This is a genomic window from Planctomycetota bacterium (assembly GCA_039182125.1).
GTDB lineage: Bacteria > Planctomycetota > Phycisphaerae > Tepidisphaerales > Tepidisphaeraceae > JBCDCH01.
Window position 1 is genome coordinate 1 of record JBCDCH010000021.1, and the last position, 23,456, is coordinate 23,456.

26 protein-coding genes and 1 other RNA gene are annotated in these 23,456 nt (G+C 64.9%); 16 read left to right on the forward strand and 11 right to left on the reverse strand.

Annotation, left to right across the window (positions count from 1 at the left end; all coding sequences use genetic code 11):
* Positions 1 to 92 precede the first annotated feature (92 nt).
* The 3 genes from AAGD32_07435 to AAGD32_07445 are packed head-to-tail and all read left to right on the forward strand — an operon-like array spanning position 93 to position 4,755.
* Positions 93 to 1,058: an endonuclease/exonuclease/phosphatase family protein gene (locus tag AAGD32_07435; protein MEM8874078.1), complete on the forward strand. Its 966-nt coding sequence runs from the start codon at positions 93 to 95 to the stop codon at positions 1,056 to 1,058.
* A 16-nt stretch (positions 1,059 to 1,074) separates the two neighbouring features.
* On the forward strand, positions 1,075 to 3,270 hold the full coding sequence (locus tag AAGD32_07440; GenBank protein ID MEM8874079.1) for a DUF255 domain-containing protein: 2,196 nt from the start codon (positions 1,075 to 1,077) through the stop codon (positions 3,268 to 3,270).
* A 54-nt stretch (positions 3,271 to 3,324) separates the two neighbouring features.
* Positions 3,325 to 4,755, forward strand: coding sequence for a leucyl aminopeptidase (locus tag AAGD32_07445; protein MEM8874080.1), 1,431 nt, complete (start codon positions 3,325 to 3,327; stop codon positions 4,753 to 4,755).
* On the opposite strand, the gene AAGD32_07450 is transcribed toward AAGD32_07445, so the two are convergent.
* Genes AAGD32_07450 through AAGD32_07460 form a run of 3 tightly spaced genes read right to left on the reverse strand, consistent with a single transcriptional unit; the run spans position 4,752 to position 6,146 of the window.
* Complete coding sequence (locus tag AAGD32_07450) at positions 4,752 to 5,471, reverse strand: hypothetical protein (protein ID MEM8874081.1); 720 nt, start codon at positions 5,469 to 5,471, stop codon at positions 4,752 to 4,754. The two genes, AAGD32_07445 and AAGD32_07450, sit on opposite strands and share 4 nt — an antisense overlap.
* Positions 5,472 to 5,501: 30 nt before the next feature.
* The gene (locus tag AAGD32_07455; protein ID MEM8874082.1) at positions 5,502 to 5,825 is read right to left on the reverse strand and encodes a Uma2 family endonuclease; all 324 of its coding nucleotides are present in this window, start codon (positions 5,823 to 5,825) and stop codon (positions 5,502 to 5,504) included.
* A gap of 12 nt (positions 5,826 to 5,837) precedes the next feature.
* On the reverse strand, positions 5,838 to 6,146 hold the full coding sequence (locus tag AAGD32_07460) for a hypothetical protein (protein MEM8874083.1): 309 nt from the start codon (positions 6,144 to 6,146) through the stop codon (positions 5,838 to 5,840).
* Positions 6,147 to 6,202: 56 nt separating this feature from the next.
* On the opposite strand from AAGD32_07460, the gene AAGD32_07465 reads away from it, so the two are divergent.
* The 10 genes from AAGD32_07465 (at position 6,203) to AAGD32_07510 (ending at position 14,012) form a co-directional block, all read left to right on the forward strand.
* Positions 6,203 to 7,255 (forward strand): peptidylprolyl isomerase, encoded by a 1,053-nt coding sequence (locus tag AAGD32_07465; protein MEM8874084.1) that lies wholly within the window; start codon positions 6,203 to 6,205, stop codon positions 7,253 to 7,255.
* A gap of 55 nt (positions 7,256 to 7,310) precedes the next feature.
* Positions 7,311 to 7,410: signal recognition particle sRNA small type (gene ffs, locus AAGD32_07470), an RNA gene on the forward strand.
* A gap of 136 nt (positions 7,411 to 7,546) precedes the next feature.
* Complete coding sequence (locus tag AAGD32_07475) at positions 7,547 to 8,524, forward strand: NAD(+)/NADH kinase (protein MEM8874085.1); 978 nt, start codon at positions 7,547 to 7,549, stop codon at positions 8,522 to 8,524.
* Between the two features lie 69 nt (positions 8,525 to 8,593).
* Positions 8,594 to 8,815 (forward strand): hypothetical protein, encoded by a 222-nt coding sequence (locus AAGD32_07480; protein MEM8874086.1) that lies wholly within the window; start codon positions 8,594 to 8,596, stop codon positions 8,813 to 8,815.
* A complete protein-coding gene (locus AAGD32_07485) occupies positions 8,787 to 9,587 on the forward strand; it encodes a DUF167 family protein (GenBank protein MEM8874087.1) in 801 nt (266 codons plus the stop codon). Before AAGD32_07480 ends, AAGD32_07485 begins: the two co-directional genes overlap by 29 nt.
* Before the next feature lie 89 nt (positions 9,588 to 9,676).
* Positions 9,677 to 10,255, forward strand: coding sequence for a hypothetical protein (locus tag AAGD32_07490; GenBank protein ID MEM8874088.1), 579 nt, complete (start codon positions 9,677 to 9,679; stop codon positions 10,253 to 10,255).
* A gap of 21 nt (positions 10,256 to 10,276) precedes the next feature.
* Positions 10,277 to 11,647, forward strand: a complete 1,371-nt coding sequence (locus tag AAGD32_07495; GenBank protein MEM8874089.1) for a BatA domain-containing protein — start codon at positions 10,277 to 10,279, stop codon at positions 11,645 to 11,647.
* A 146-nt stretch (positions 11,648 to 11,793) separates the two neighbouring features.
* Positions 11,794 to 12,153, forward strand: a complete 360-nt coding sequence (locus tag AAGD32_07500) for an STAS domain-containing protein (protein ID MEM8874090.1) — start codon at positions 11,794 to 11,796, stop codon at positions 12,151 to 12,153.
* Positions 12,154 to 12,256: 103 nt separating this feature from the next.
* Complete coding sequence (locus AAGD32_07505; protein ID MEM8874091.1) at positions 12,257 to 12,721, forward strand: ATP-binding protein; 465 nt, start codon at positions 12,257 to 12,259, stop codon at positions 12,719 to 12,721.
* Between the two features lie 91 nt (positions 12,722 to 12,812).
* Positions 12,813 to 14,012, forward strand: coding sequence for a rhomboid family intramembrane serine protease (locus AAGD32_07510; GenBank protein MEM8874092.1), 1,200 nt, complete (start codon positions 12,813 to 12,815; stop codon positions 14,010 to 14,012).
* Between the two features lie 16 nt (positions 14,013 to 14,028).
* Here AAGD32_07510 and AAGD32_07515 read toward each other — a convergent pair whose 3' ends face one another.
* Positions 14,029 to 14,826, reverse strand: a complete 798-nt coding sequence (locus tag AAGD32_07515) for a metallophosphoesterase (GenBank protein MEM8874093.1) — start codon at positions 14,824 to 14,826, stop codon at positions 14,029 to 14,031.
* A gap of 91 nt (positions 14,827 to 14,917) precedes the next feature.
* On the opposite strand from AAGD32_07515, the gene AAGD32_07520 reads away from it, so the two are divergent.
* The 3 genes from AAGD32_07520 (at position 14,918) to AAGD32_07530 (ending at position 17,352) form a co-directional block, all read left to right on the forward strand.
* Positions 14,918 to 15,403, forward strand: a complete 486-nt coding sequence (locus AAGD32_07520) for a hypothetical protein (protein MEM8874094.1) — start codon at positions 14,918 to 14,920, stop codon at positions 15,401 to 15,403.
* Between the two features lie 57 nt (positions 15,404 to 15,460).
* On the forward strand, positions 15,461 to 16,414 hold the full coding sequence (locus AAGD32_07525; GenBank protein MEM8874095.1) for a helix-turn-helix domain-containing protein: 954 nt from the start codon (positions 15,461 to 15,463) through the stop codon (positions 16,412 to 16,414).
* 68 nt (positions 16,415 to 16,482) lie between these two features.
* On the forward strand, positions 16,483 to 17,352 hold the full coding sequence (locus AAGD32_07530) for an OmpA family protein (GenBank protein ID MEM8874096.1): 870 nt from the start codon (positions 16,483 to 16,485) through the stop codon (positions 17,350 to 17,352).
* A 91-nt stretch (positions 17,353 to 17,443) separates the two neighbouring features.
* Here the strand turns inward: AAGD32_07530 and AAGD32_07535 are convergent, their stop codons facing one another.
* The 7 genes from AAGD32_07535 to AAGD32_07565 all read right to left on the reverse strand — a co-directional run bounded on the left by AAGD32_07535 (position 17,444) and on the right by AAGD32_07565 (position 23,433).
* A complete protein-coding gene (locus AAGD32_07535) occupies positions 17,444 to 18,580 on the reverse strand; it encodes an extracellular solute-binding protein (protein MEM8874097.1) in 1,137 nt (378 codons plus the stop codon).
* A gap of 10 nt (positions 18,581 to 18,590) precedes the next feature.
* Complete coding sequence (locus AAGD32_07540; GenBank protein ID MEM8874098.1) at positions 18,591 to 19,052, reverse strand: fructose PTS transporter subunit IIA; 462 nt, start codon at positions 19,050 to 19,052, stop codon at positions 18,591 to 18,593.
* A gap of 82 nt (positions 19,053 to 19,134) precedes the next feature.
* The gene (locus AAGD32_07545) at positions 19,135 to 20,388 is read right to left on the reverse strand and encodes a hypothetical protein (GenBank protein MEM8874099.1); all 1,254 of its coding nucleotides are present in this window, start codon (positions 20,386 to 20,388) and stop codon (positions 19,135 to 19,137) included.
* Positions 20,389 to 20,399: 11 nt separating this feature from the next.
* A complete protein-coding gene (upp, locus tag AAGD32_07550; protein ID MEM8874100.1) occupies positions 20,400 to 21,023 on the reverse strand; it encodes a uracil phosphoribosyltransferase in 624 nt (207 codons plus the stop codon).
* Positions 21,024 to 21,035: 12 nt separating this feature from the next.
* Positions 21,036 to 21,596, reverse strand: a complete 561-nt coding sequence (locus tag AAGD32_07555) for a 3-isopropylmalate dehydratase (protein MEM8874101.1) — start codon at positions 21,594 to 21,596, stop codon at positions 21,036 to 21,038.
* A 14-nt stretch (positions 21,597 to 21,610) separates the two neighbouring features.
* Entirely contained in the window at positions 21,611 to 22,300 is a 690-nt protein-coding gene (locus AAGD32_07560; protein ID MEM8874102.1) for a PDZ domain-containing protein, read from the reverse strand.
* Between the two features lie 56 nt (positions 22,301 to 22,356).
* Positions 22,357 to 23,433 carry a phosphotransferase gene (locus AAGD32_07565; GenBank protein ID MEM8874103.1) on the reverse strand — a complete coding sequence of 359 codons (1,077 nt, stop codon included), beginning with the start codon at positions 23,431 to 23,433 and terminating at the stop codon, positions 22,357 to 22,359.
* Between the last annotated feature and the right edge of the window lie 23 nt (positions 23,434 to 23,456).

The window sequence follows — 23,456 nt, forward strand, 5'->3', positions numbered from 1 at the left end:
CAACGCAGCTATGGGTGACTTGCGAAAGGCTTAGCTGCGTTGCTCCGCAACGCGGTTCTGCAACTGTCTTCGATATCTCGCATGCAGCGGACGTGAAGAAGTTCCGAACGTGGGCCGCGGTTGTGCTGTGGGGCGTGCTCGTTGCCGTTGTCGGTGCCGTCGCGTTGGCGAACGTGTCGCCGGACGATCTCGCCGGTGAGTCGGCGTGGCGGGCGTGGCAGTTTCGGTTGCTCGTGGCACAGTTTCATGTTGCCTGCTGCGTGCTCGTTGGCGGTGTCGTAGCGCTCGCGCTTCGGCGGTGGTGGCTTGCGGCGACGGCGGGCGTCGTGGCGATCGTGATGGGCGCGCTGGTGCAGGTCGGACCGAGCGCGGCGACGCCGAGCGGGCCGACGCTGCGGGTGGTGTCGGCGAACGTGTATTTCCTCAACCCGAGAGCCGAGCGGGCCGCAGCCGACCTCGCAAACCTCGACGCCGATTTGTTGCTTCTGCAGGAGTGGAACCCGCTGCACATCGAGCCGTTCGCCGCGGCGTTCGGCGAGTCGCACCCGTACCGCCTCTCGCACCCGGCGCGGGATCCGAACGGCTTTGCGATTTACAGCAAGGTGCCGTTCCGACTCGAGCCGACCGATGAATCGGGGCTCGAGCAGAAGGTCCGCCGGGTCCGCCTGCAGGTTAACTTCGATGAGCAGGACTGGATCGTCTACAACGTCCACCCCAGTTCCCCCGGCAGCACCGCCGGTGTTCACGCGAACCGCATCCAAAGCAAGGCGCTGGCCGAGATGATCGCGGGTGAGACGCTGCCGACGGTCGTCGCCGGCGACTTCAATCACACGCCCAACACGTGGAACGCCGACGCAATCCGCGCGTCCGGCGTCACCGGCCGAGGTTCGGCGGGCACGTGGCCGTTCAATCGCGGGCTGCGTCGGATTTTCTGGCCGAAGTTCCGTATTGACGACGTGCTGGTGAGCGAGGACCTCGGCGTGTGGCCGCTCGGGACTTTCAATGTTGCCGGCGCGGACCACCACGCGGTGCTCGCGGAGGTGGGGCGGGCCGAGTGAAGCGCTACCGTGTCGCATGGCCAATCGCCTGAAGAACGAGACGTCGCCGTACCTGTTGCAGCACGCGGAGAACCCGGTGGACTGGTGGCCGTGGTGTGACGAGGCGTTCGCGGAGGCGCGGCGGCGAGACGTGCCGATCTTCCTGAGCGTCGGCTACTCGACGTGTTACTGGTGCCACGTGATGGAGCGGCAGTGCTTTGAGAATGCGGAGATCGCGGCGTTGATGAACGAGCGGTTCGTGTGCATCAAGGTCGACCGCGAGGAACGGCCGGACGTGGATCAGCTTTACATGACGGCAGTGCAGGTGCAGACCGGCGGGGGTGGCTGGCCGATGAGCGTGTTCATGTTGCCCGACGGTCGGCCGTTCTACGGCGGGACGTATTTTCCTCCGCAGGACATGCAGGGTCGACCGGGGTTTCCGACGGTGCTCACGGCGCTCAGCGATCACTTCAAGAGCGGCCGGGCGGAGTTGGAGCAGCAGGCGCAGCAGATCACCGACATCGTGCAGCGGTTGGCGGAGCCGAAGGGGCCGGAGACGTCGTTCACTTTGGATCTGCCGATGCTGCTCGACCTTGAGCGGCAGATGCGCGGCGACTTCGAGCCGATGCACGGCGGCTTCGGGCACGCACCGAAGTTCCCACGGCAAACGCTGCTGCAAACGGCGTTGCAGTTCGAACGTGAGCACCCCGACGAGACGAGGCGAGCGCAGCTCAAGCAGACGCTCGACGCGATGGCCGCTGGCGGTATACGCGACCATCTCGGCGGCGGCTTCCACCGCTACAGCACCGACGCGAAGTGGCTCGTGCCGCACTTCGAGATCATGTTGTACGACCAAGCCATGTTGCTGGACGTGTACGCAACCGCGGCCGAGCTGTTCGACGACGACGGCTACCGCAGCGTCGCCCGCGGCATCGCCGAGTTCGTGCTGCGCGAGATGACGTCACCCGAAGGTGCGTTCTACACGGCGTTCGATGCGGAGGTCGATGCGGTCGAGGGTGACCCGTACGTCTGGACCGCCGACGAGGTCCGCGCCGTCATCGGTGACGACGAAGACTTCCTGCGGACCTACGGCCTGCTCGACGGCCCCAACTTCCATGACCCGCACGGCCCCGCCACCGAGCACACGCACAACGTCCTACGCGTCACCGGCGACTTCCGCGAAGCGGAGGAGAAATTCACCGAGCAACGCGCGAAGTTGCTCGAAGCGCGAAACAAGCGCAAGCAGCCGATGCTCGACACGAAGATCATCACGGCGTGGAACGGGTTGATGATCAAGTCGTTGTTCAAAGCAGGATCCTTGCTTGAGGATAAGACCTACCACGAAGCGAGCGACCGGGCGGTGCACTTCTTGGTGCGGAACCATCACGTGCTCGCTGAGCAATCAAGCGGAAAAGACGAACTCAAGCGATCTTCTCGGGATGGCGTTCACGGCCCGTCGGGAACGTTGGAAGACTATGCCCATCTGGTCAACGCGATGCTCGCATTCTCGGCGACCGATTGGACGTTCGAGATTGATGCGGCCGAGTTGTTCCATGCGATGGTCAACCGCTTCGGGAATGCTAGCGATGCGTTTTACGATGGCGACGCCTCCTTGATCGTCCGGCAGATGTCTGCGGTTGATAGCCCGCTGCCAGCGGCTTCGGCGGTCGCCGGGGATTGTGCACAGCAACTTGAGCACGCTTCTCGCGCACGGGCTGTTGTGCGGCAGTTTGCTCAGAACCTGCGCGAGCATCCTGGCGGCATGTGTACGGTGCTCGGGTTGGCGCTTGATCTCGCACCGGTTCGCATCGCCGCCGATGATCGGGCGACGCCGAGCCTTGAGGAGGTCGTACAGTTTCGTGGCAGTTGGAAGAACGATTGCGAGCTGTTGCTGACGTTGCATGTGGCTGACGGGTATCACCTGCACGCGACGCCGATTGGGGACATGCACTCGCTGGTGATCGGCGTCGTCGATCAGGCGGCGTCGCTGGGATTCCCGGCGTCGGTGACCGAGCAGTTCGAGTATGCGGACGAGCCGGTGTCGGTGTATTGCGGCGAGGTGCCGGTGACGATCACGTTCAACACGCCGCCGACCGAGCCGGTGGAGCTTCGGCTGCGGTATCAGGCGTGTTCGACGTCGGCGTGCCTCGCGCCGGTGAGCAAGTCGCTGACGGTTAAGCCGGAGTGCGACAGCAAGGGCAGCTGTGGTGTGGACTGTGGATGTGCTTCTTAACGCCTACGGTTGAAGCCGTGGGCGTTGGGTATTGGATCGCATACCCTTTCGCCAATGCCCGTCTCCACCAGCACTGCCGTGAACGTGTCCGTTGTTTCCAAGGCTCCGAAGACCGATGCGGTCGTGGAGTTTGCCAATGAGCAGGGCGGGTCGCCGGCGGTCGAAGCGTTGCGCGGCGCGAAGCTATTTGCCGGCAAGCCGAACGAGCTGGCGTTGACGGTCGCGGACGACGCGACGCTGGCGGTGGTCGGGCTCGGCGACGGTTCGGTCAAGCACGTCCGAAGCGGGTCGGCGTTGGCCGCGCGTCGGTTGCGTAAGCAGGGGGTCGCGTCGGTACTACTTCGGCTGGAAGAAACGGACGAGGCGCAGGTCGAGGCGGCCGTCGCTGGCTTCGTGATCGGCTGCTTCAACTTTACCGACTATCGCGGTACGGCGGCGAAGCCGGACAACGGTGCGAAGAAGCTCAAAATCGCCATCGCGACACGTCACAAGGCTGCGGTGAAACGCGGTGAGGCGATCGGCTTGGCGCAGAACTTTGCTCGCAATGTTGCCTCCACGCCGGGCAACGACCTCTACCCCGACAGCCTCGCCAAGATCGCTCGCAAGCTCGCCAACCAGCACAAGGGCCTGACCTGCAAGGTGATGGACGAGAAGAAGCTGGCGGAGATGAAGATGGGTGGCATCCTCGCCGTCGGTCAAGGCTCGGCCCGCAAGCCGCGCATGATCGTGCTCGAGCACAAGGGCGGCAAGAAGAACGAGAAGCCGCTGCTGGTCGTGGGCAAGAGCATCACGTTCGACACCGGCGGCATCAGCATCAAGCCCGCGGCGAACATGGGCGCGATGATCTACGACAAGTGCGGCGGCATGGCCGTGCTCGGGCTGATGCACGCCGTCGCGGCGCTCGGTGTGAAACGGAACGTCGTGGGCATCCTCAGTGCTGCCGAGAACATGCCCGGCGACAACGCCTACCGCCCCGGCGACATCATCACGATGTACAACGGGATCACGGTCGAAGTGACCAACACCGACGCTGAGGGCCGACTGGTTCTTGGCGATGCGATCGCTTGGGGCTGCAAGACGTACAAGCCGTCGGGCTGTGTCGATCTAGCGACGCTCACCGGCGGCTGCGTGGTCGCACTCGGCGAGCAGCGGGCCGGGTCGTGGAGCAACGATGACGACTTCGCCGCCGACGTGCAATCCGCAGCCGACGCGACCGACGAGCCGGTCTGGCGGATGCCATTGGGCGAAGATTTCGCCGAGCAGTTGCGTGGATCGGTCAGTGCGGACGTGGTGAACTCGCCGGGGCGATGGGGCAGCGCTTGCACGGCCGCGCAGTTCCTGCAGCACTTCGTGCCCGACGGTACGCCATGGGTCCACCTCGACATCGCCGGCCCGGCCGAAACGCCGCGCGATCTGCCGCTGTACCCGAAAGGCCCGACCGGCTTCGGCGTGCGAACGCTGGTGAAGCTCGCCGAGAACGGTTAATCCGCCTGCTCGTCGAGCCAACTCAGGCCGGCGGCGATGTTGCCGAATATGTCGCCGTGCCAGCCGTGGCCGCCGTTGTAGGTTTGGAACTCCACAGTCGCACCGGCATCGCCAAGCATTCGCTCGGCGTTGCGGGCGAGGTTGATCCGACAGACCTGATCCTGCGGTGAGTGCAACAGGTACAACGCCTTGCCGTCGACGCGGTCGATCGGTTGATGCCAGCCGGGGTAGAACACACTCATCGCGATGAGTGCTCCGTCGATGCCCAGGTCTTCGTCGAGCAGAAGCGCATAGCACGCCGGCCCGCCGCTGGACCAGCCGAAGACGAACTCACGGGCGTCATCGAGTGCATGCTCGGCGGCGATCGCAGCGCGGGCCTCGGCGATATGTTGTTCGACCGTGAAAGCTTGTCGCTCGGGCTCGCGCGGCAGGAGGAACTCGGTCGGCCAGACGGTGTTGTCACCGGGATTGAGCGGCGTCGCGATGAGCTGCACGGTGAGGCAATCGTTCGGCACCGCGTTGGCCGCGATGTTCTTTACGAAGGGCGCGAAGTCCGCCGACCCATCGCCGCCGGGCAGCACGAACACCACACCCCAACCATCATCGGGCGCGTCACCCGGCGGTACGTGCAAGATGTACTGCATCGTTGGCTCGTCGGCCGGATGCAGCGGCACGGGAGCGATCAGAACCAACGTAAGCAGAGCCGCGACGACCATGCCTCAAGCTACTAAAGACACGCAATCGCGTCAATCCTTCGGCTTGGCGAAGAGTTCGTCGACGCCGACGTCCACGGTCGCATCCGTCGCGGTCGGTAAACGGAGCGTGTCGCCGGCGCGGAGAGTGTGCACGGTGTCGTACCGCGCTTTGTCAGGCATGGGCTTGGTGTAAACCTCGACGCAGCGGTCGGGGATGTTGACGATGACGTACATCGGTGCTGACGCCCTGGCGTACCCGCGGAGCTTGACGGTGCGGTCCCGCCGGAGCGAATCGTCGGCGACCTCGATCACGCACAACGCATCGGCGACCGTGGGGTGATTGGGAACGTAGTCGCGGAGCGAACCGCAGATGATGCAGGCATCGGGCTAAGGTTGATGGTCTTCGAGACACCCCAGCGGTTGTTGCGTGTTCAGGAAACAGCCTTGTTCAGCGAACATCGGCTTGAGGTCGCTGAAGAACTCGACAAGCAGGCGGTGCCAAAAGCCAATCGACATCGGGTCTTCCCCTCGTGCGTTGCGGAGTTTGCGGACGATGACGCCGTCGAGCAGTTCGTGTGTCGCATCCTCGGGAATCAGCCCGATGCGCACCATCTCCATCATGTCGTCCACGGTGAACCGCTTGGACGGCAGAACGTCGTGGGTGCTGGTCGAGGTGGGGCTGTCGATCGCGGACATGGAAGCCTCCTTGGGAAGTTTAACCGATGCCGACGTGGTTGGCACTACGATGTTTCATGCGAATCGGGCGACGTTTGATCTGGGGAGTTGTCGGCGGGCTGCTGTGTTTTGTTTGTGCAACTTCTCACGCGTCGCTCGAACCGACCAAAACGTGGTACGCCCCGGGACAGCCGATCATCGTCAAGAACACCGCCGCCGAGGTGGTTGAAGTTCGGCTGACCGACTTCATCGGCCGCATCATCGACCCGCCGGAGACGCTCGAACTCGGTCCGGGGGACGAGGTGAACTTGTCCGATGTGTTTCCGTTGCGTCTGGTGAACACATACGTTGTTTACGCGGTTCCGCCGGCGGCGGAATCGATGCGGGACTTTCTCGGGACGCCGTTGGTCGTGAATGTTCGCGGTGACGATCGGCCGGGCGCGACGGACGGGCCCGTGGTGACGAAGGTCGTTCCGCTGGAGTTCGCGGAGATGCAAACCGACAGCGGGCAGCTGCGGCTGGCTTTTTACTACAACGCCGCGCCCCGGACGGTGACGAACTTTCTCGACTTGTCTCGCGGCGGCTTTTACGACGGGCTGGACTTTCATCGCGTGTTGCCGGGGTACTTGATTCAGGGCGGCGATCCGCTGGGCGATGGGACTGGTGGGCCGGGGTATCGGCTTGCGGCGGAGTTCAATGATGTCCCGTTGCTCCCGGGCACGGTGGCGATGTCGCGCGTGGTCGACCCGCTCGAGCGCCAGGGCGCGCTGCCGCGCCGCGCGGCGGCCGACTCGGCGGGCAGCCAGTTTTTCATGCTGCTCGATCCCGACGAGCAGCAGATCGAGGGCCTTCGGCGGCGCTACACGGTGTTCGCGCGGGTGGTCGACGGGATGGACGTGCTGGGCGCGTTGGGGATGCGCGCGGGCGAGCGGCCGGTGATTCGTGACGTCGAGGTCAAGCCGGTCACCGCGACGGCCAATCCGTATCCGCGTCTGCTGGCAAGTCCGATCGACGGCAGTTTGTTGGTGCCGCCCGGGATCGAGCCGACGACCCGGCCGTCAACCCGACCTGCGACGCGCCCGACCACGAGGCCGTCGGCGACGAGGCCGACCACGCAGCCCACGAGGTAGCCGAACGGCGCCTACCATCCGTTTCGACATTGCTTGGTCGCGTCGCCGCCGGAGGCGGCCGGGCCGAGGCAAGCCGCGGCGGTGAACCGGGTCAGGTCCGAAAGGAAGCAGCCCTAAACCAGTCCATGGTTGTGCTCTCGGGAACCCGGCCTCCTTCGGCGGCGGTCGTTTCAGGAGTTGGATTGGCCGTGTGCCGGTGAGGCAGGAGAAGATCGGCCGCGCTTCTGCTAGCCTCTTACCGCCGATCGCCCTGACCCGTGTCTCGCCACTTCGCCAAGTTGTTTCCTCCCCATGCGTCTTCTCATCGTCGCCACCCTGAACAAGCCTCGCGTGAAGCCCGCGGTGGAAGCCTTGCTTCCCTGGCTGGCCGAGCGGGTCGAACTCGTCGGCGTCGACGACGGCTATGACGGTGACCACGAAGATGCGGCCGGCGACTACATCCCTTCTCACGAAGGCGTCATCCCCGTCGATATCGAAGACGACAACGTCGAGTGCGACTTGGAAACCATCGACATGGACGCGGTGCTCGTTCTCGGCGGTGACGGGACGCTGTTGAGCGTTGCTCGGCGGCTCGGTGGGCGACAGGTGCCGGTGATGGGCGTGAACTACGGCCGGCTGGGGTTCCTGGCCAATTTCACGCCCGAAGAACTGCACCCGTCGTTCGAGCAGTTCCTACGCGGCGAGCTGCCGATCAATCCCAGGCAGATGTTGGACGTGAGCGTCGTGCCTCACACCAGCGGGTGCGATTGGCTCAACGACGAGTCGGTCGCTCGCAACCGACGTTTCCACACGCTCGGGCTCAACGACGCGGTGCTCACCGCCGGGCAGCCGTTTCACATGATCGACATGGAGCTGAGCGTCGACGGCGACAGCGGCGTGCGGTACTTCGGCGATGGCGTGATCGTGTCGACGCCCAGCGGCTCGACGGCGTACAACGTTTCGGCCGGTGGACCGATTCTCAATCCGCCGGTGCAGGGGTTCTGCATCACGCCGATCTGCCCGCACTCGCTCAGCTTCAGGCCGGTGGTCATCGCCAGCACCTGCAAGATCGCGGTTCATGCGCGGAGCGTGAACGACGGAACCACGCTCGTGGTGGACGGGCAGGATTGTTGCCGGATGCACGCCGGCGATCGCGTCGTGCTCCGTAAGGCACCGCAGGACTTGCTTCTCGTGGAGAATCCGGCCGCGCGGCGTTGGCGGGCGTTGGCCGAAAAGCTGCATTGGGCCAGCACCCCGCGTTACAACCCCGCGGACATGCAGGACGAGTGATTGCCGCCGCTTGCGAGTAAATACTTGCAACCCAGCGGGTTTTCGCCGATGTTGGGATCGGATTAAGCCATGCTCGAAATTCTCAACGAAGGTATCCAGCGCGTCCAAGCACTACCCGAGGGGGATCAGGGCCCGTTGACGACCTGGCTCTACGGCTGGGTCATCGTCAACGTGATTTACTACCTGGTTCTCGGGGTGGTCGTGATTTGGCTGGGGATCCGGATCATCAACGCGATGATGTCCGCATTGCGTGAGGCCAACCGTGTCGCCGCGCAAACGCCCGGCGGGTGAGTGTTCAGGGGTGTATCCGGTGCTTGCCGTCGAAGAGTTTCATCCGTTCTTTTTCCTGCTGCCCGATTCCCTCGGGTTGCTGGAGTATCTGTTCATCATCGAACTGGCATGGCTGGTGGCGATGGCGATCTACGGATTCGCATTGCGCAAGCTCGTCCGCAACCCGCGCGACAGCGTGGTCGTGTTTCACCGGATCTTCTGGCGCATCTTCCTATATCCGAAGAAGACCGCCGCGCTCGAGGCGTACGACGCGCCGATGAGCGTGGCGACGCTCGACGACTTCGACGCGCCGATCCTCGACATCCCTGCCGACGACGGCTGGTCGAGCGGATCGGCGGAGGCTTCGTTCGGCACATCCAACGCCGACACGGCCGGCGGTACGTCGGTTGGTGGAACGGGGATGGGCGTCGACATGCCCGGTGCCGATGTTGACGTCGACATGCTCGCGGAGATGGACGGCCCGCCGCCCGAGCCCGAACCGATGGCCGCCGAGGACACCGGCGAGATCGAGATCAACGTCGAGCTTCAGTCCAACGCGCCGGGCCTCGCGGTGGCCGGCATGGTGGGTGACACCATCACCGTTCGCGTCCCTTGTAGCGCCGAAGACGGCATCGCCAACCGCCACGTCGTTCACGCCCTTTGCCACGTTCTGCAACTCGAAAGCTATCAGATCACGCTCCTACGCGGCCACGCCAAGGGCAGCAAGACCTTCCGCCTCGCTGGGACGTCGCTGCAGAAGGTGCAGCAACGGGTGATGTCGGCGTCGAACTAGCGTTATCAGATTCTTTGCGCTGTATGCGTTATCGGTCACGAGCGGTTGGCTAACGAGCATGGCGGGGGCGTGTCCGATACATTCTGATGATGACCGTTGCTCGCCAGATCGCTGCCACTGTTATTGCCGTGACGGGTTTGTCGGTGCTCGTCGCCGCCCAGACCACGCGGCCCGGAGCCGCCGAGGTCGCCGAGGAGACTTCCGCGACGGCACCCGCCACGACGCCGGCGGACGAGGTGTCGGAGGAGGCGAGCGACGTGCTCGACGACATGTTCGCCGAGGATCCGATGAACGATCCGTCGAGCGCCGGCACCGCACTGCGAGCCGATCCGATTGCGCCGAGCTTTGATGTGTCGTCGGGTAGCGCGGCGGTTGATCCCACCGCGCCGACCTTACGGGTCATGCGTGAGGGGACGTTTTTGGTCGACCGGGTCGGCCGGGTCGAACGTAGCCGGGACGGTTCGTTGCCGATGTTCATCTTCGAATCCGACGGCGACGCGCTGCAGGACCCCCCGGTGATGCTCATGCCGAATCTGAAGTTGATGGCGCTCGAAGACGCGCTCGACGCCGCCGAGGGCGAGTCGCTCCGCTTCCGGATTACCGGCGAACTGACCGAGTATCGCGGCCGCAACTACGTCCTGCTGCAAAAAGTCATCGTGGTGCAGTGATCCGCGTGGTGTAATGCACACGTGTCGCTCGCCGCGCCGATTGCGTTATTACTGTTGCTGCCGTGGTTGGCGGTGGCGTGGTGGTTGATGCGAGGGCGAGGGGCGTCGGCGGTGGTGCCGCACTTGCCGCTGTGGCCGGCGACACGCTCGGCATCGACGGCGCGATCGCGTCGCTTGCCGCCTTGGTACATGATGCTCATGCTGCTGGCGTTGCTGGCGGGGATCGTGGGGCTTGCCGAGCCGCGGACGAATCGAACGTCGATCACTGTCGTGTTCGATCGTGGGCTGACGATGCCGCCGACTCGTGCGGCCGACTTGCCGGTCGGCGATTACCTGGGGGTCAACGTGCCCGCCAACGCGGTGCGTTCGGTGCCGTGGCGCACGGACCTCGGCCAAGCGCGGCGTGAACATCCCGACGCGTTGTTCGTCACCGATCAGCCCATCGACGCCCTGCGGGCGCGACTGGCTGCAATCGAGAACGTCGGCATTGATCATGTCGGCGTCGACGAAACTGGTGTGCTTGTGCGGTTGCGTGGGCAAGGACAACGGGCCGTACGTATCGGGCAAGTTCATGCCGACGTTCGCGTTGATGGCTCGGCCGAGGTGGTGCTCGATGTGGCACCGACGACTGACCGGCTGGTTGTCGAACTCGCGCCGGCTGACGCGATCACGGCGGACGATCGTTTCTTTCTCGTTCGTGCGTCGGCCGAGCCACGCGTGGTTGTCGATGGTTCGGTCGATCCGGCGGTGGGTCGGTTCGCGGCGGTGTGGTCGACGGAGCGGGGTGGCGATGGCGTGCGTGTGTTGCTGACGACGGACGAAGCGGCATCGGGGCCGGCGGTGGTGTTCGCTCGTGGGCCGTTCGTGCCGGTCGCGGGTGCGTTGAGCGTTGTGCCCGGCCCGATCACGAACGACGTCCGCTGGGCACGCTGGTTGGACCAGGCGACAGCCGCTCCGATGCCCGAAGGCTTTCGGGCCGTCGTGAGCTTGGGCGGCGTGCCGGTGGTCGGTGAAAGTGCAGGCCGGGTGTGGATCGGCCTCGACCCCGCCAGCGTTTCGGCGCGGCCGGACTGGGTGGTGCTCCTGGCCAATGCGGTAACCCATGTGGGCGGTGCGCCGGTGTGGACGTCGGAGCCGATCACTGTTTTTCCCCCGGGTGAACTCGTTACCACAGCCGATCCGAGCTACGCACCCTCGCCGGGCATCTACGAGGTTGATGGTGTTCCCACGGCGTACAACGCGGCAGTGGCGGAGCCACGCGGGGCGCCGGGGCCGTTGGTCTTGCCGACGGAAACGTGGGCGGGCGTGAGTTATCGGCGGTCGTGTTTCGCGGTGGCGGCGGTGTTGTGGTTGTCGGGGCTGGCCGGTTGGTGGCGTCTGGGGCGTCCTTGACACCCCCATTGGGCAAACTTAACGTCACACGGTGCGGGCAAATGCTGATTTGCCGCTACACCATCGGCCCTGATTCGGCCGATCCCATACCTATCGCCCGGCCAATCGGGCGAGGTCCGACCTCCCACCTTCGCCCAGAGATTGCAATGCCCGACAGCTCCACGCCCGTTGCGGTGGTCGATGAAAAAGATGTTCGCATCATCGAATTCACCGACAGCAAAATTCTGGACGAAGCCAACATCGAGGAGATCGGTGCCAAGCTCTTTCAGCTCATCGGCGAGAAGGAACGCCCGAAGCTGATGTTGGATTTTTCCAACGTTGATCACCTCTCCAGTGCCGCACTTGGCAAGCTGATCCAGGCGAACAACGAGGTTCGCAATCGCAACGGCCAGCTCCGGCTTTGCGGGATCAAGCCGCAGATCTTTGAAGTCTTCGCGATCACCAAGCTCGATCAGATTTTCAAGATCTACCCGACCCGCAGCGACGCGATGGCCAGCTACAACTGAGCCGAATCGGCCCGATGCCATGATTCGTCGGGCCGGTGTGTTTGATCCCGTTTGACTGGTTCTGGAACGCTTTTTGTGGGGTAACACTCGAATCGTGGCAGGCATGTCAGCCAACTCGACCGCGACCAGCCCGCAAGGCCCTGACGATGGAACCTTGCGGTTTCACATCGTCTCGGATTTCGATGAGGGCAAGCGCGTCCAGAAGCGCATCCTCGATGAGGTCGAGCGGTACGACTTTAGCGCCGATGCGGTTTTCGCGATCAAGCTCGCCCTTGAGGAAGCATTGATCAACGCCATCAAGCATGGCAATCGGCTCGACCCCGACAAGCGGGTCAAGATCGAGGCGACGGTCGACGAAACCGCCGCCCGTATCATGATCCACGACGAGGGTGCGGGCTTCATCCGTGACAAGGTGCCCGACCCGACCCTCGAGGAGAACATCGAGAAGTGCAGCGGTCGGGGGATCCTGCTGATCGAGGCGTACATGACCGAGGCCGAGTGGACCGATCACGGACGCCGGCTCGAGATGGTCAAGCTCAACGCCGCCGAGCCGCCGACCGTGCCATAACCGTCGAGGCGGACATCGGGACGCGGTAGGTCGGTAGGTCTGGCGGCATACTGTCCACACCCCGCGTTCCGACTCCTTTCGCCTTGCCGCCATGTTTCTGCCGTTACGAACCGATGTCCCGCTGCGTCACACGCCGTACATGAACGGCGCGTTGATCTTGGTGAACATGGTGTTGTTCGCGGCGCAGTTGATTTTCAGCCCGCGGTTCAGCTTGGACGGTGGGATCACGCGGCCGGGTTTCGATCTCACGGCGTTCGGCGCGCTCCAGCCCCTTGATCCGCACTGGTGGAACTTCATCACCTACGCGTTCATGCATTCGCAGGCCGACCTGTTGCACCTGGTGTTCAACATGGTCTTTCTCTACATCTTCGGCAACGCCGTCAACGAAAAGCTTGGGCACTGGGGTTATCTCGGGCTGTACCTTGGCGGGGCGGCCTTTGCCGGACTGGCTCACGCGCTGGGCAGTCTCAACCCCGTCATCGGTGCGAGCGGCGCGATGTGGACCGTGATCGGTGCGTACATCGTGCTCTTCCCGCGGGCCCGGGTGACGGTGCTGTACTTTTTCTTTCTCATCGGAACGCTGGTCATCCCGGGCCTCTGGCTCGTGGGCATCTACCTCGTGCTCGACGTGCTCGGGTTGCTGGGCATCGGCATCTTCGGCGGCGGCAACACGGCCCATCTGGCTCACTTGGGCGGGGCATTGTTCGGCGTGGTGGTGTCGCTCGGATTGCTCTGGCTCAAGCTCCTGCCGCGCGACGACTTCGACGCGCTGGCGTTGATCAACCGATGGAACCGTCGCCGCCAGTTCCGCGACATGACCGCCCGTGGCTTCGATCCGTTCGACGCCACCGCGCGATTCGCCGACGAGAAGAAGTCACCGGCCAAGTCTGATCCGAAGCTCGATCAAATTCAGGACTTGCGTGCGGAGATTTCCGAGACGCTCGGCACGGGCGACGAGGAAAGCGCCGCCGAGAAGTACCGCCAACTCGTTGCCATCGACGAGCAGCAGGTGCTCAGCGCCCACAACCAACTGCTCGTCGCCGGCACTTACTACCGGCAAGGCGCCTACGCCGATGCGGCCGCCGGGTACGAACGTTACTTGCGTGTCTATCCGCGTCACGATCAGGCGGACCAGACGCGGTTTATGCTCGGTCTCATCTACAACCGCTACCTCGGCCGACCCGAAGACGCGAAGCGTCACCTCGAAGCCGTCGTGGACCGCCTGCACGATCCGGAAGAGGTCGAGATTGCACGGGAAGAGTTGGAAAAGACCAACGTTGCAGCCAAGTAGGAATCTTCGGCCGCAGTCAGGGTGACTCGTCGGATTGGCTTGGTGTCAACACCACTTCCCACACCTCCGGCGGGCACCACGTGCGGACGTGGTGGGTGCTGCAACCGAGCCCGGTACCGACGAGCAGGACGGCGTTTTCGTAACGGTGCGCGCCACGGTGAAAGCCGGGGCCGAGTGTGTCGTGAGTGATGAGCGGCTTGCCGCCGGGGAGGCAGACCTGCCCGCCGTGCGTGTGGCCTGCGAGGACGAGTGACGCGCCCAAGGGCCCGTGCGTCCGCAGCGCGTCGGGATAATGCGTGAGCAGCACGCGCGGCCGCTCCGGCTCCGGCAGCGTTCCAAGCCACGCCCGGCTGACCTCCCCGCGCCGGACGCCCGCAAGCCCGACGATCTCCAGCCCGCCCGCAAAGGCCAACTGGTTGCAAAGCACCGTTACGCCCATGTCGCCGAGCTTGGGGATGAGCAAGTCCGTGTCGTGATTCCCGACGATCGCGAAGACGCCGTGCTTGGCGGTGAAGCCGGCCAGGAGTTTTCGCAAGATCGGCACCGCTTCGCGATGGTCGAAACGGTCGTCGACGTAATCGCCGGTCATCAGAATCAGGTCCGGCGTGTTATCGGCGATCCGTGCAAGCAGCTTGTCGTAAGCCGGCTGCCAACGGGGTAGGGCGTGGATGTCGGTGATGTGCAATATCCGGAGCGGCTCGGGAACGTCGACGCCGGTCACGGTGAGGCGCTTTCGGGTGAAGCCCGTGGTCCGGCCGAGCACGAAGTTCGGGCCGTGTTCGAGCGTTTCGGTCTGAAAGTGCGGCGTTCCCATGGATGCTCGAATGTCGCCTGCGAGAGATGAATCGTCACCCAAGGGCGGTCGGCTTTGCGGCTCGGCGGCGCGGCGATACCATAGCCCGACCATGCCTCGCGGCCCCCGTTCCAATCCGACGACCATCGCTTTGTGGGTCAACGCTGTTCTGCTGTGCGGGATTCTCGTGGCACTGCTCGGCCGGTCGATCCCCGGCGGCAACGAGGCGTTCGCCCAACAGGCAATGCCCCCGATCGCCGGCGGCGGCGGTTTGTTCTTCATGCCTGGCCAGATCGACAGCAACCTCTACGGCGTGTATGCCATGGACGTCGACCGCCAGACGCTGATGGTTTACACGTTCGTGCGTGGCGAGAAGACGCTCCGTTTGACGGCGGCGCGGGACATCAGTTTCGACCGCGACCTGCGGCGGTACAACACCGACCCGCACCCCGACGACATCGCCGAACTGCTCAGCCGTGAGGCGGACGATGCCCGTGTCAGAGAGAGCGGTGAGAACGCCGCCCGCAGCACGGCCGAAGACCCCAACGCCAACAACGACGGCACCCCCGATTCACCCGGTGAATCACCCAACGAATGATCCCGCCCGCGGCGAATGAATGCGCCCCGGCAATACCCCACCCCAGGAAACGTACAGATGGCCAAGATGTTCTACACGTCGGAAGAAGCTCAGGAAGCCCTGGGCCTCGATGAAGAGGGACTCAAGCAGCTCACCCGCGAGGGCAAGCTCCGCGAGTTCCGTGATGGTTCGCGCATCATGTACAAGTCCGATCAGGTCGACAGCCTTCGCGGCGAGACCGGCGGCGATGCGGTCGACCTTGCCGGCGATTCGATGGGTGACTCGATCGGTTTGGCCGACTCGGCGGGCGCGTCCGGTTCGGCCATCGGTCTGGCCGACACGGGCGACACCGGTGGTGGCCTCGGGCTCAGCCCCGACGACACGGCGGCCGACCTCGGCCTCTCCGGCAGCCTCGGCGGCGTCCCCAGTCCCTCCGACACCGGCTCCGGCTCGGGCATCACCGTTCTCGAAGACACCGGCGCCGGCGACCCCGCCGCCCAGACCGCCATCTCCGCTTCCGTCTCTGATCAGATCAACCTCGAAGCCACCGGCTCCGGGTCCGGCCTGCTCGACCTCACCCGCGAGCAGGACGACACCTCGCTCGGCGCCGACGTCCTCGACGACATCGGTCCCGGCGGCACGGGCCTCGGCGGCAGCGTTGGCGGGTCCATGGGCGGCAGCTTCGGCGGGTCCGGCTCGAACATGGGCGGCACCGCCCTCGGCCAGGCCGTCCCCGGACAGACCATGGCCACGCCCGTCCCCGGCCAGGTGCCGATGGCCGCGGCCGCTGCGGCGTACGACCCGTCGTCCGCAGCCTTTGCCGGTCTCGCACTCGGCGGGATCATCGCCTCGTTCATCGGCCTGCTTGCTGTGGCCGGTCTCGCACTCCGCGCCGTGCCCGGCGTTCTCGCACCGATCACTACGCCTGGAGAAGCCGGCGACAACGCGCTGATCTACGTGCTGGTCGGCGGCTTGGTGCTCTCGGTTATCCTCGCCGCGATCGGCTTTGTCATCGGCAAGTCGTCGTCCTAAGTCCAACTGCCCCTCACCGCCGAGCAGGGACGCTCGACGCACCTACAGCCCGGAACGGATCCCACACCATGACCAAGAAGAATTTGCTCATCGCCGCCGGACTCTCGGCGCTCTCGCTCGGCCTCGTCGGCTGCGTCCCCCAGGAAAAGTACAACGCCCTGCGCATCGAGAAAGAAGCCCTCGAAGCCCAGATCAACGAAGCCCAGTCCGACCAGCTCGCTGCCCGGCGTGAAGCCGATTTGCTCCGCAGCCAGGTCGGCCAACTCTCCGGCGGCAACGAGTCGGTCGCCGCGCTCATCGCCGGTAAGGATCGCCAGATCGATCAGCTGCGTACCGAGAACACCGACCTGCTCGCGGCTTACGAGGCCGCCCTTCAGGAAGGTGCCCCGGCATTGCCCGCACCGGTCATCAACGACCTGAACCGTTTCGCCGACGCCAATCCCGGCCTCGTTGAGTTCGACGAACGGACCGGCACGATCCGCTTCAGTTCGGATCTGACTTTCGGCTCGGGAAGCGCGGTGCTCAACCCGTCGGCCGGCGAAGCGATTAGCCAGTTCGCGTCGATCCTGCAGAACGACACAATCGCCGAGTACGAGTTGCTCATCGCTGGTCACACCGACAATGTCCCGGTGTCCAACCCCGCGACCCGGCAGAAGCACCCGGACAACTGGTACCTCTCCAGCCACCGCGCGATCAGCGTCGCCGAAGCGTTGCGGCGTAACGGCGTGGCCAAGGAGCGCTTCGCCGTGGCCGGCTACGCCGACCAGCGTCCGGTCGCCGACAACGGCACCACCGCCGGCAAGGCCGCCAACCGCCGCGTCGAGGTGCTCATCCTCCCGACCAAGGCCCCGACCGGGACACCCGCTGGCCAGCCCCGCATGGCCGCCGAAGAGGTTGTCCCCGTCGAAACCGATGGCGGCCTCGAGCCGTTGAAGTAGTTCGTCACCCAGCCGATTTGCGAACCAACGCAGCCACGCGCTTTCGAGCCCGTGGCTGCGTTGTCGTTTGCACCGTCGCCTCGAACGCGGGTTATCTTTGAGCGTCGATGAGCTTCGCGGTGAGTGCGGCACTACCCCGCGCCACGTCGGGGCCGGCGGCGCGACCCGGGACTTCGTCAGCAAGGTCGGCATACAGAAGCCCGATGCGTTGTTCGCCGAACCATGCGTTGGGCCGAGCGAGGGCCGGGTGCGCGCGGCCTGCCTTGTCGGCGGGCACGATTCGTGTGTGCCGAAAGCGTGCTTCGAGCGCCGCGTCGGTCAGTAGCAACTGCTTCAACACCGCCCAAGCCGCGTCGGGGTCGGGATGGTCGGCGGGGATGCCGAGCATGGTGCCGCCCCACACGCTGGTGCGCGTGTCGCCCGGTTCGAAGATCGGCAGGGGCCGCATCGCGAGCTTGCCGCGCAGCTTGTCGGTTTCGAGATAGGCGATCCGCCAGTCGGGCGTGAGAAACGCCCCGAGATCACCGCGTTCCAAGTCCTGCACCCACCCGACCGGCCCGGCAGATGCGTCGGTCGCCACGCCGTCGCGAACGAGTGACGCATAGAAGTCGATCGTGTCATCAACGGTCGCATTGTCGTCGGTCACGTCGGTGCCGCGTTGGAGCAACATGAGCCGGAGGTGGCTCGCCGAGGCGGTCGGTAGTTCCAGCGCCGGCTTGTCGGTCGCGGCGGTGTAAGTCCGCAGTGCAGCGGCCAACTCGTCCCATGTCCGCGGTGATTCCAGGTCCACGCCCGCCGCATCGAACAGGTCCCGGCGATACGTCAGTGTCACCGGATGCACGTCCTGCGGAACGCCATGGATGATGCCGTCTCGTGACCACGCCGAGAGTGTCGAGGGCGGAAACTCACCAAGCAGGCCGTCGCGTTCGAGCAGCATGTTGAGGGGCAGCAGTCGGCCGGCGGTGATGTGCTTGTCGACGTGGTTGACCTCGATCTCGACCACGTCCGGCAGCAACTCCGGTCCATCGGCGGTGAGTAGGCGCAGGTCGATCGCCCGCATCTGCATGAGCCGGACGTCGGCAACGTCGAGATCGCGGTAGGTGTCGGCGTGGGTTGGCGCGAATGCCCAAACGACCGGACCGGTCGTCGGATTCGTCGGCGAAACGAGAAGGAGAGTGGCGCCGACCGTCGCGAGTACCACGCAAAGCCAAAACGGTCGTCCGGGCATGTCCGCGACGTTACATCGACTCTTCCTGCTTGACGATCAGGTCGTACATCGCCGAGGCGTTTTCGGCGGTCTGGAGCTTGGTTCGGAAGGTGTCGATGATCATCAGCCGGCTGATCTTGCCGAGGGCGGTGATGTGCGGGCCGGTCTTGTCCGGTGGGCTGGCCAAGAGCCAGATCAGGTTGACGGGTTTGCCGTCGATCGAGGCGAAGTCGATACCCTGGGCGGGTCGACCGATGGCGATGACGAGCTGCTTGACGCCGTGGGTCTTGCCGTGAGGGATGGCGAGTCCGTTGCCGATGCCGGTGGTGCGGGTGGATTCGCGCTCGAGGATCGCGCTGAGCACCTTCTCACTGTCGGTGATCTCACCGTTACTCGCGAGCAAGTTCACCAACTCGGTGATGGCGGCGGTTTTATCCGTCGCCTGGAGAGGGGCGACGATGCTTTGCGGTTTGAGAATTTCAGTGAGGCGCATGGCGGTGGACCAGTGTGCGGGGTCGGCTTGGGTGGCGATGCTAGGGTCGGCTTCGCCGCGCCGCTAGGTTTCCCCCAGACCGCTAGGTTTCCTCGTCGACCAGCGCGACGTGGCGGAAGTACTGCTGTTTCTCGAAGCCGGCACCGAGCGAGCCGATCACGATCCCCAGCGATGCGATGAAGCCGGCCAGCGTGAGATAGTGCATCAGGCCAACTTCCCCGATGCTTGCCGCCCAACCACCGACGACGGCGGGCGGGTAGATCACCCATGCTGCCAGCAGCACCGTGCCGAAGAGCACCGCGTAAGTCGTGGCCATGCCGATCACGATCGAGACAATGGTCGCGAGATTGCCGACCGCCCGCTGCTCGCTGAGTAGGCGTGTTCCACGTTGGACGAGGAGCCGTTGCTTGAGGATGATGTAATGGCTGGTTCCACCGAGTGTGAGCACCGACAGGATTAGCACCACCCACCACCGTTGGCTCATCCCCAACTCCCACGCCTCGGCGGTCATCAGCAGGATGAACAGCGTCGATGCCGCGGCGGTCGTGAGCTTGCTCAGACGTAGCGGAAACTCCCACGGGGCCATGCGGACGACGGCCTTGAAAATGTCGTCAGTGTTGTGAAACAGGACACGCAGGTGGAACTTGATCGGCGTGCGGTGTGCCGGGCCGTGCATGCGTTCCTCGATGCGGGCGTCGGCGACTTCGTTGAGTTCGTGGGTGAGCACCTGCATCGCGTCGAGGCCGAAGTTCCGCATCCGGTCCAGGTCGGCGGCACAAGTGAGGTTGTGCATGAAGTCCCCGTCGTCATCACTGTGCGGGGCGTCGAGCAGGTGACCGATCAGGTGCAGCGCGAGCGCTTCGAGGCGTTTGGCGAGGACGTCGATTCGGACGTTGGTGTCCGTCTCGCCGGCGGCTTCCGGATCGATCCGGGCCGTCGAGATGGCGGCGACGGTCATTGCCCGGCTCGGCGCGGCCATCGCGAAAGGCTTGTCGATCGTTTTCAGGTCTTCGTCCGTGACCACGAGTGCCGCGTCCCATCGGTTTGCATCGCGTTCACTCGCGCCGATGTCCAGGAGCGTGACGGTATCGCCGGCGACGTGTTCGGAGGCTTCGCCGCGTCGACGCAGGACCGGCGTCTTCCAGTCGAACGCGTCGAACAGCCCCGCGAGCCGATCGAGTACGGCCTTGCTCGCACGTTGCAAAGCGGCCAGGTCGACCTCGTCGGGCCGACCGACCACCACCCAGCCGATCTCGACGGTAAGCGGCGTCGGGTCACCGCTCGTCGCGGCAACGTCGTCGGGCACACCGGGCAATGGGCAGGTGGCGTAAGACATGGCGCTTGGGGTCAGGTGCCAAAGACCCGGTCGCCCGCATCGCCGAGTCCCGGCATGATGTAGCCTTTGGCGTTGAGTTCGCGATCGACGGCGGCGGTGTAGATCGGGATGTCGCCGTGCTGTTCGTGGAGGGCGGCGATGCCCTCAGGGGCGGCGACGAGGCAAAGGAACCGCATCGAACCCACGCCGGCATTCTTCAGGAAAGTCGCGGCCGAGATCGCGCTGCCGCCGGTCGCGAGCATCGGGTCGATCAGCAGCACCTCCGTCTCTGCGATGTCCGGCGGGAGCTTGTCGTAGTACGCCTCGGGGTCGAGCGTTGATTCGTTGCGTTCCATGCCGAGGTGACCCACGCGGGCTTCGGGCAGAATGCGCAGCACGCCGGAGGCCATCCCGAGCCCGGCCCGAAGGATCGGCACCAACGTCACCGGCCGGGCGAGTACCTGGCCGACCGTCTTCTCCATCGGCGTCTGGATCGGCCGTGGCGTCGTCGGGAACGCCCGCGTCACCTCGTACGTCATCAGCATCGCGATCTCTTCGAGCAGTACCCGAAACGCGCGGTAGCCCGTCGCGAAGTCACGCAGTTCGGTCAGCTTGGTCTGAATGACCGGATGCTCGATGACGTGGACCTGGTGCATGCGGTGATCGCCTTACTTTGCAAGCATGCCGGTTTCACGGGCGTAGGCGAAAACCCCGCCCGCGTTGACGATGGGGAGGACGTCGCCGAGGGGTTCGAGGGAGTAGTTCTTGCCGCTGGTTTGGTTCTTGAGCGTCAGGGCGTCGAGGTCGACTTCGAGTTGATCGCCGGTTTTGATTTCCTCGACCAGGCGGGTGAGGCATTCGAGCGGGAGCAGGTAGCCGCCGTTGACGCTGTTGCGGAAGAAGATGCGTGCGTAGAACTCGGCGATGACGCATTTGACGCCGGCCTCGGCCAGGGCGAGCGGGGCGTGTTCGCGGGAGGAGCCGCAGCCGAAGTTCTTGCCGCCGATGATGATCGGGTACTGGCTTTTGAACTCGCCTTCGGGGACGAAGCGGATGTTGCCCTCGGGCAGGCCGGCCTCGGCTTCGGGGACGCCGCTGTTGGCGTACATGCCGAAGTACTTGCGCTCCTCATCGTCGGCCGGGTTGTAGCTGAGGAACTGGGCCGGGATGATCTGGTCGGTGTCGATGTTGTCGCCGAGGACGTACGCGGGGCCGGTGATGACAGGCATGCGAAACGATAGCGCTACCGGGCGTCGGCGACCTGCTTGGGCGGGAAGAGCCGATCGAAGCGATCTTCCCAGATTTGGTCGGCGACCCGCATGCCGCGGTTCTGTACGTCGATGATGGCCTGGCCCTGCGCGCCCGGCTGGAAGTTCCAGGTGAAGTTGGAGGCGAGCCGGAGCGTGATGGCCTTGATCTCGACCCCACGTCGTACTTGGAGCGTGACGAAGTCGCCGCCGTTGAGAGCGGTGAGGACGCCGATGAGATCCCAGCCCGAGCGGATCGGTAGTTGGCCGTCTGGGCCGAAGCCGACGATGACGTCGCCGGGCCGCAGGTGCTGGAACGCGGGGAAGCCGATGTGGACCTTGCGGATGAACACGCCGTCGCCGGCCTCGTCGTCCAGATTACCGAAGGCGGCAGCCGGCTCGGTCGGGAACTGCACGCCGAGAAATCCGCCCTCGCCGCGCATTTTGCCGGCCTCGCTCGCGATCGAGACGTGATTGACGATGGTCCGCAGGGCGTCGCGTTGGTTGAGGTTGAGCTCCGGGAGTGCCTCGGCGGCGTCGGCCAATGCCGCCAGTTGGCGGGCGTTGAGGTCCATGAGCTGGGTGCGTGCCGTCGTTCGGACTTCCGGGTCGGCGGAGCCGAGGTCGGCGACGAGCCGCTCCAGGCGGTTCGGTGCCGCGGCGGCCGTGCAAATGACCGTCAACATCAGCAGCAGCGTCAGCGAAAAGGCATGTCGATACATCACGGGCCTCCGGGGTCAGTTTAGTCCGCGACCATCGCCACGAGGTCGTCGGTCGACTTCTGCAGCCACTGGATTTTACTGACGACCATGTTCAGAAACGCACCACCCTCGAGCCGGCCGAACTGCCCCGTCGCCGCGATCGGGAAGACCGCCTCGGCGATGAGCGCCTCGATCATCAAGGCGGGAATGACACGCAGCTCGGCAGTGGAGAGTTGGGCGACGGCGTCGTAGCCGCGGAGGAAGCGTTTGAAGCGGGACTGGTCGATGTGGCTCGGCCATTTCGAGACGTCGTCGCCGCCGCCGAGGATGGAGAACTGCAACGCGCCGTTGGCGGTGTCGATGATGCGGGGGAGCTTGCGGGCCGAGTCGTAGTCGATGACGGCGACAACGTGATCCTCGTGGAAGAGCATGTTGCCCGGATGCCAGTCGCCGTGGACGATCTGGTCGGCCCAGCCGGCGAGACCGGCGTCGTTGACGAACGTCGCGGCCTCGGCGTAGCTGTCGGCGAGGAACTTGCAGCTGGCGCGGACATCCTTCTTGCCACGCATGGCTTCGGCGATGGTGCCGAGCCCTTTGCGGACGGCCGGCGCTTCGTGGTAACTGCCTCGCGGCGGCTCCCATTGGGCGGAAAAACTGTCGAGCAGCGTGTGGTACACCGCCTGCACTCGGCCCGAGTCGTAGGTGGCTTCGAGGGTCTGTGGGTAGCCGCTGCCGGGGATGTACTCGAACATCTCGTAAATCGCGCCCTCCCATTGCAGCATGGAGTTGTTGTCCCGCCGCGTGCCGATGAGGTGAGGCAGCGGAAACTGCTTGTCGGCCAAGTGCAGCTGCAGCGCGTGGCAGAACGCGACCTTGAACGGGTCGTCCCGGCCACGGGCGCGACGCTTAAGCAGAAAGCGACCCGTGTCGGTGTCGATCTGGAGCTTGGGCGCCTTGCGAGAGCCGCGGTTGAACTCGCGCATGCGTTGGATCACGCCCAGGTCGTAGTGGGAGAGGACGGTCGCGAGTTCTTCGGTGCCGTACTTCTCGCGGCCGTCTTGACCGACGGGACGGTCGATCTCGCGTGCGGGCCCGGCAGATTCGGCGGCTTGCGGCACGCCTTGAGTGTATGGGCAAGATG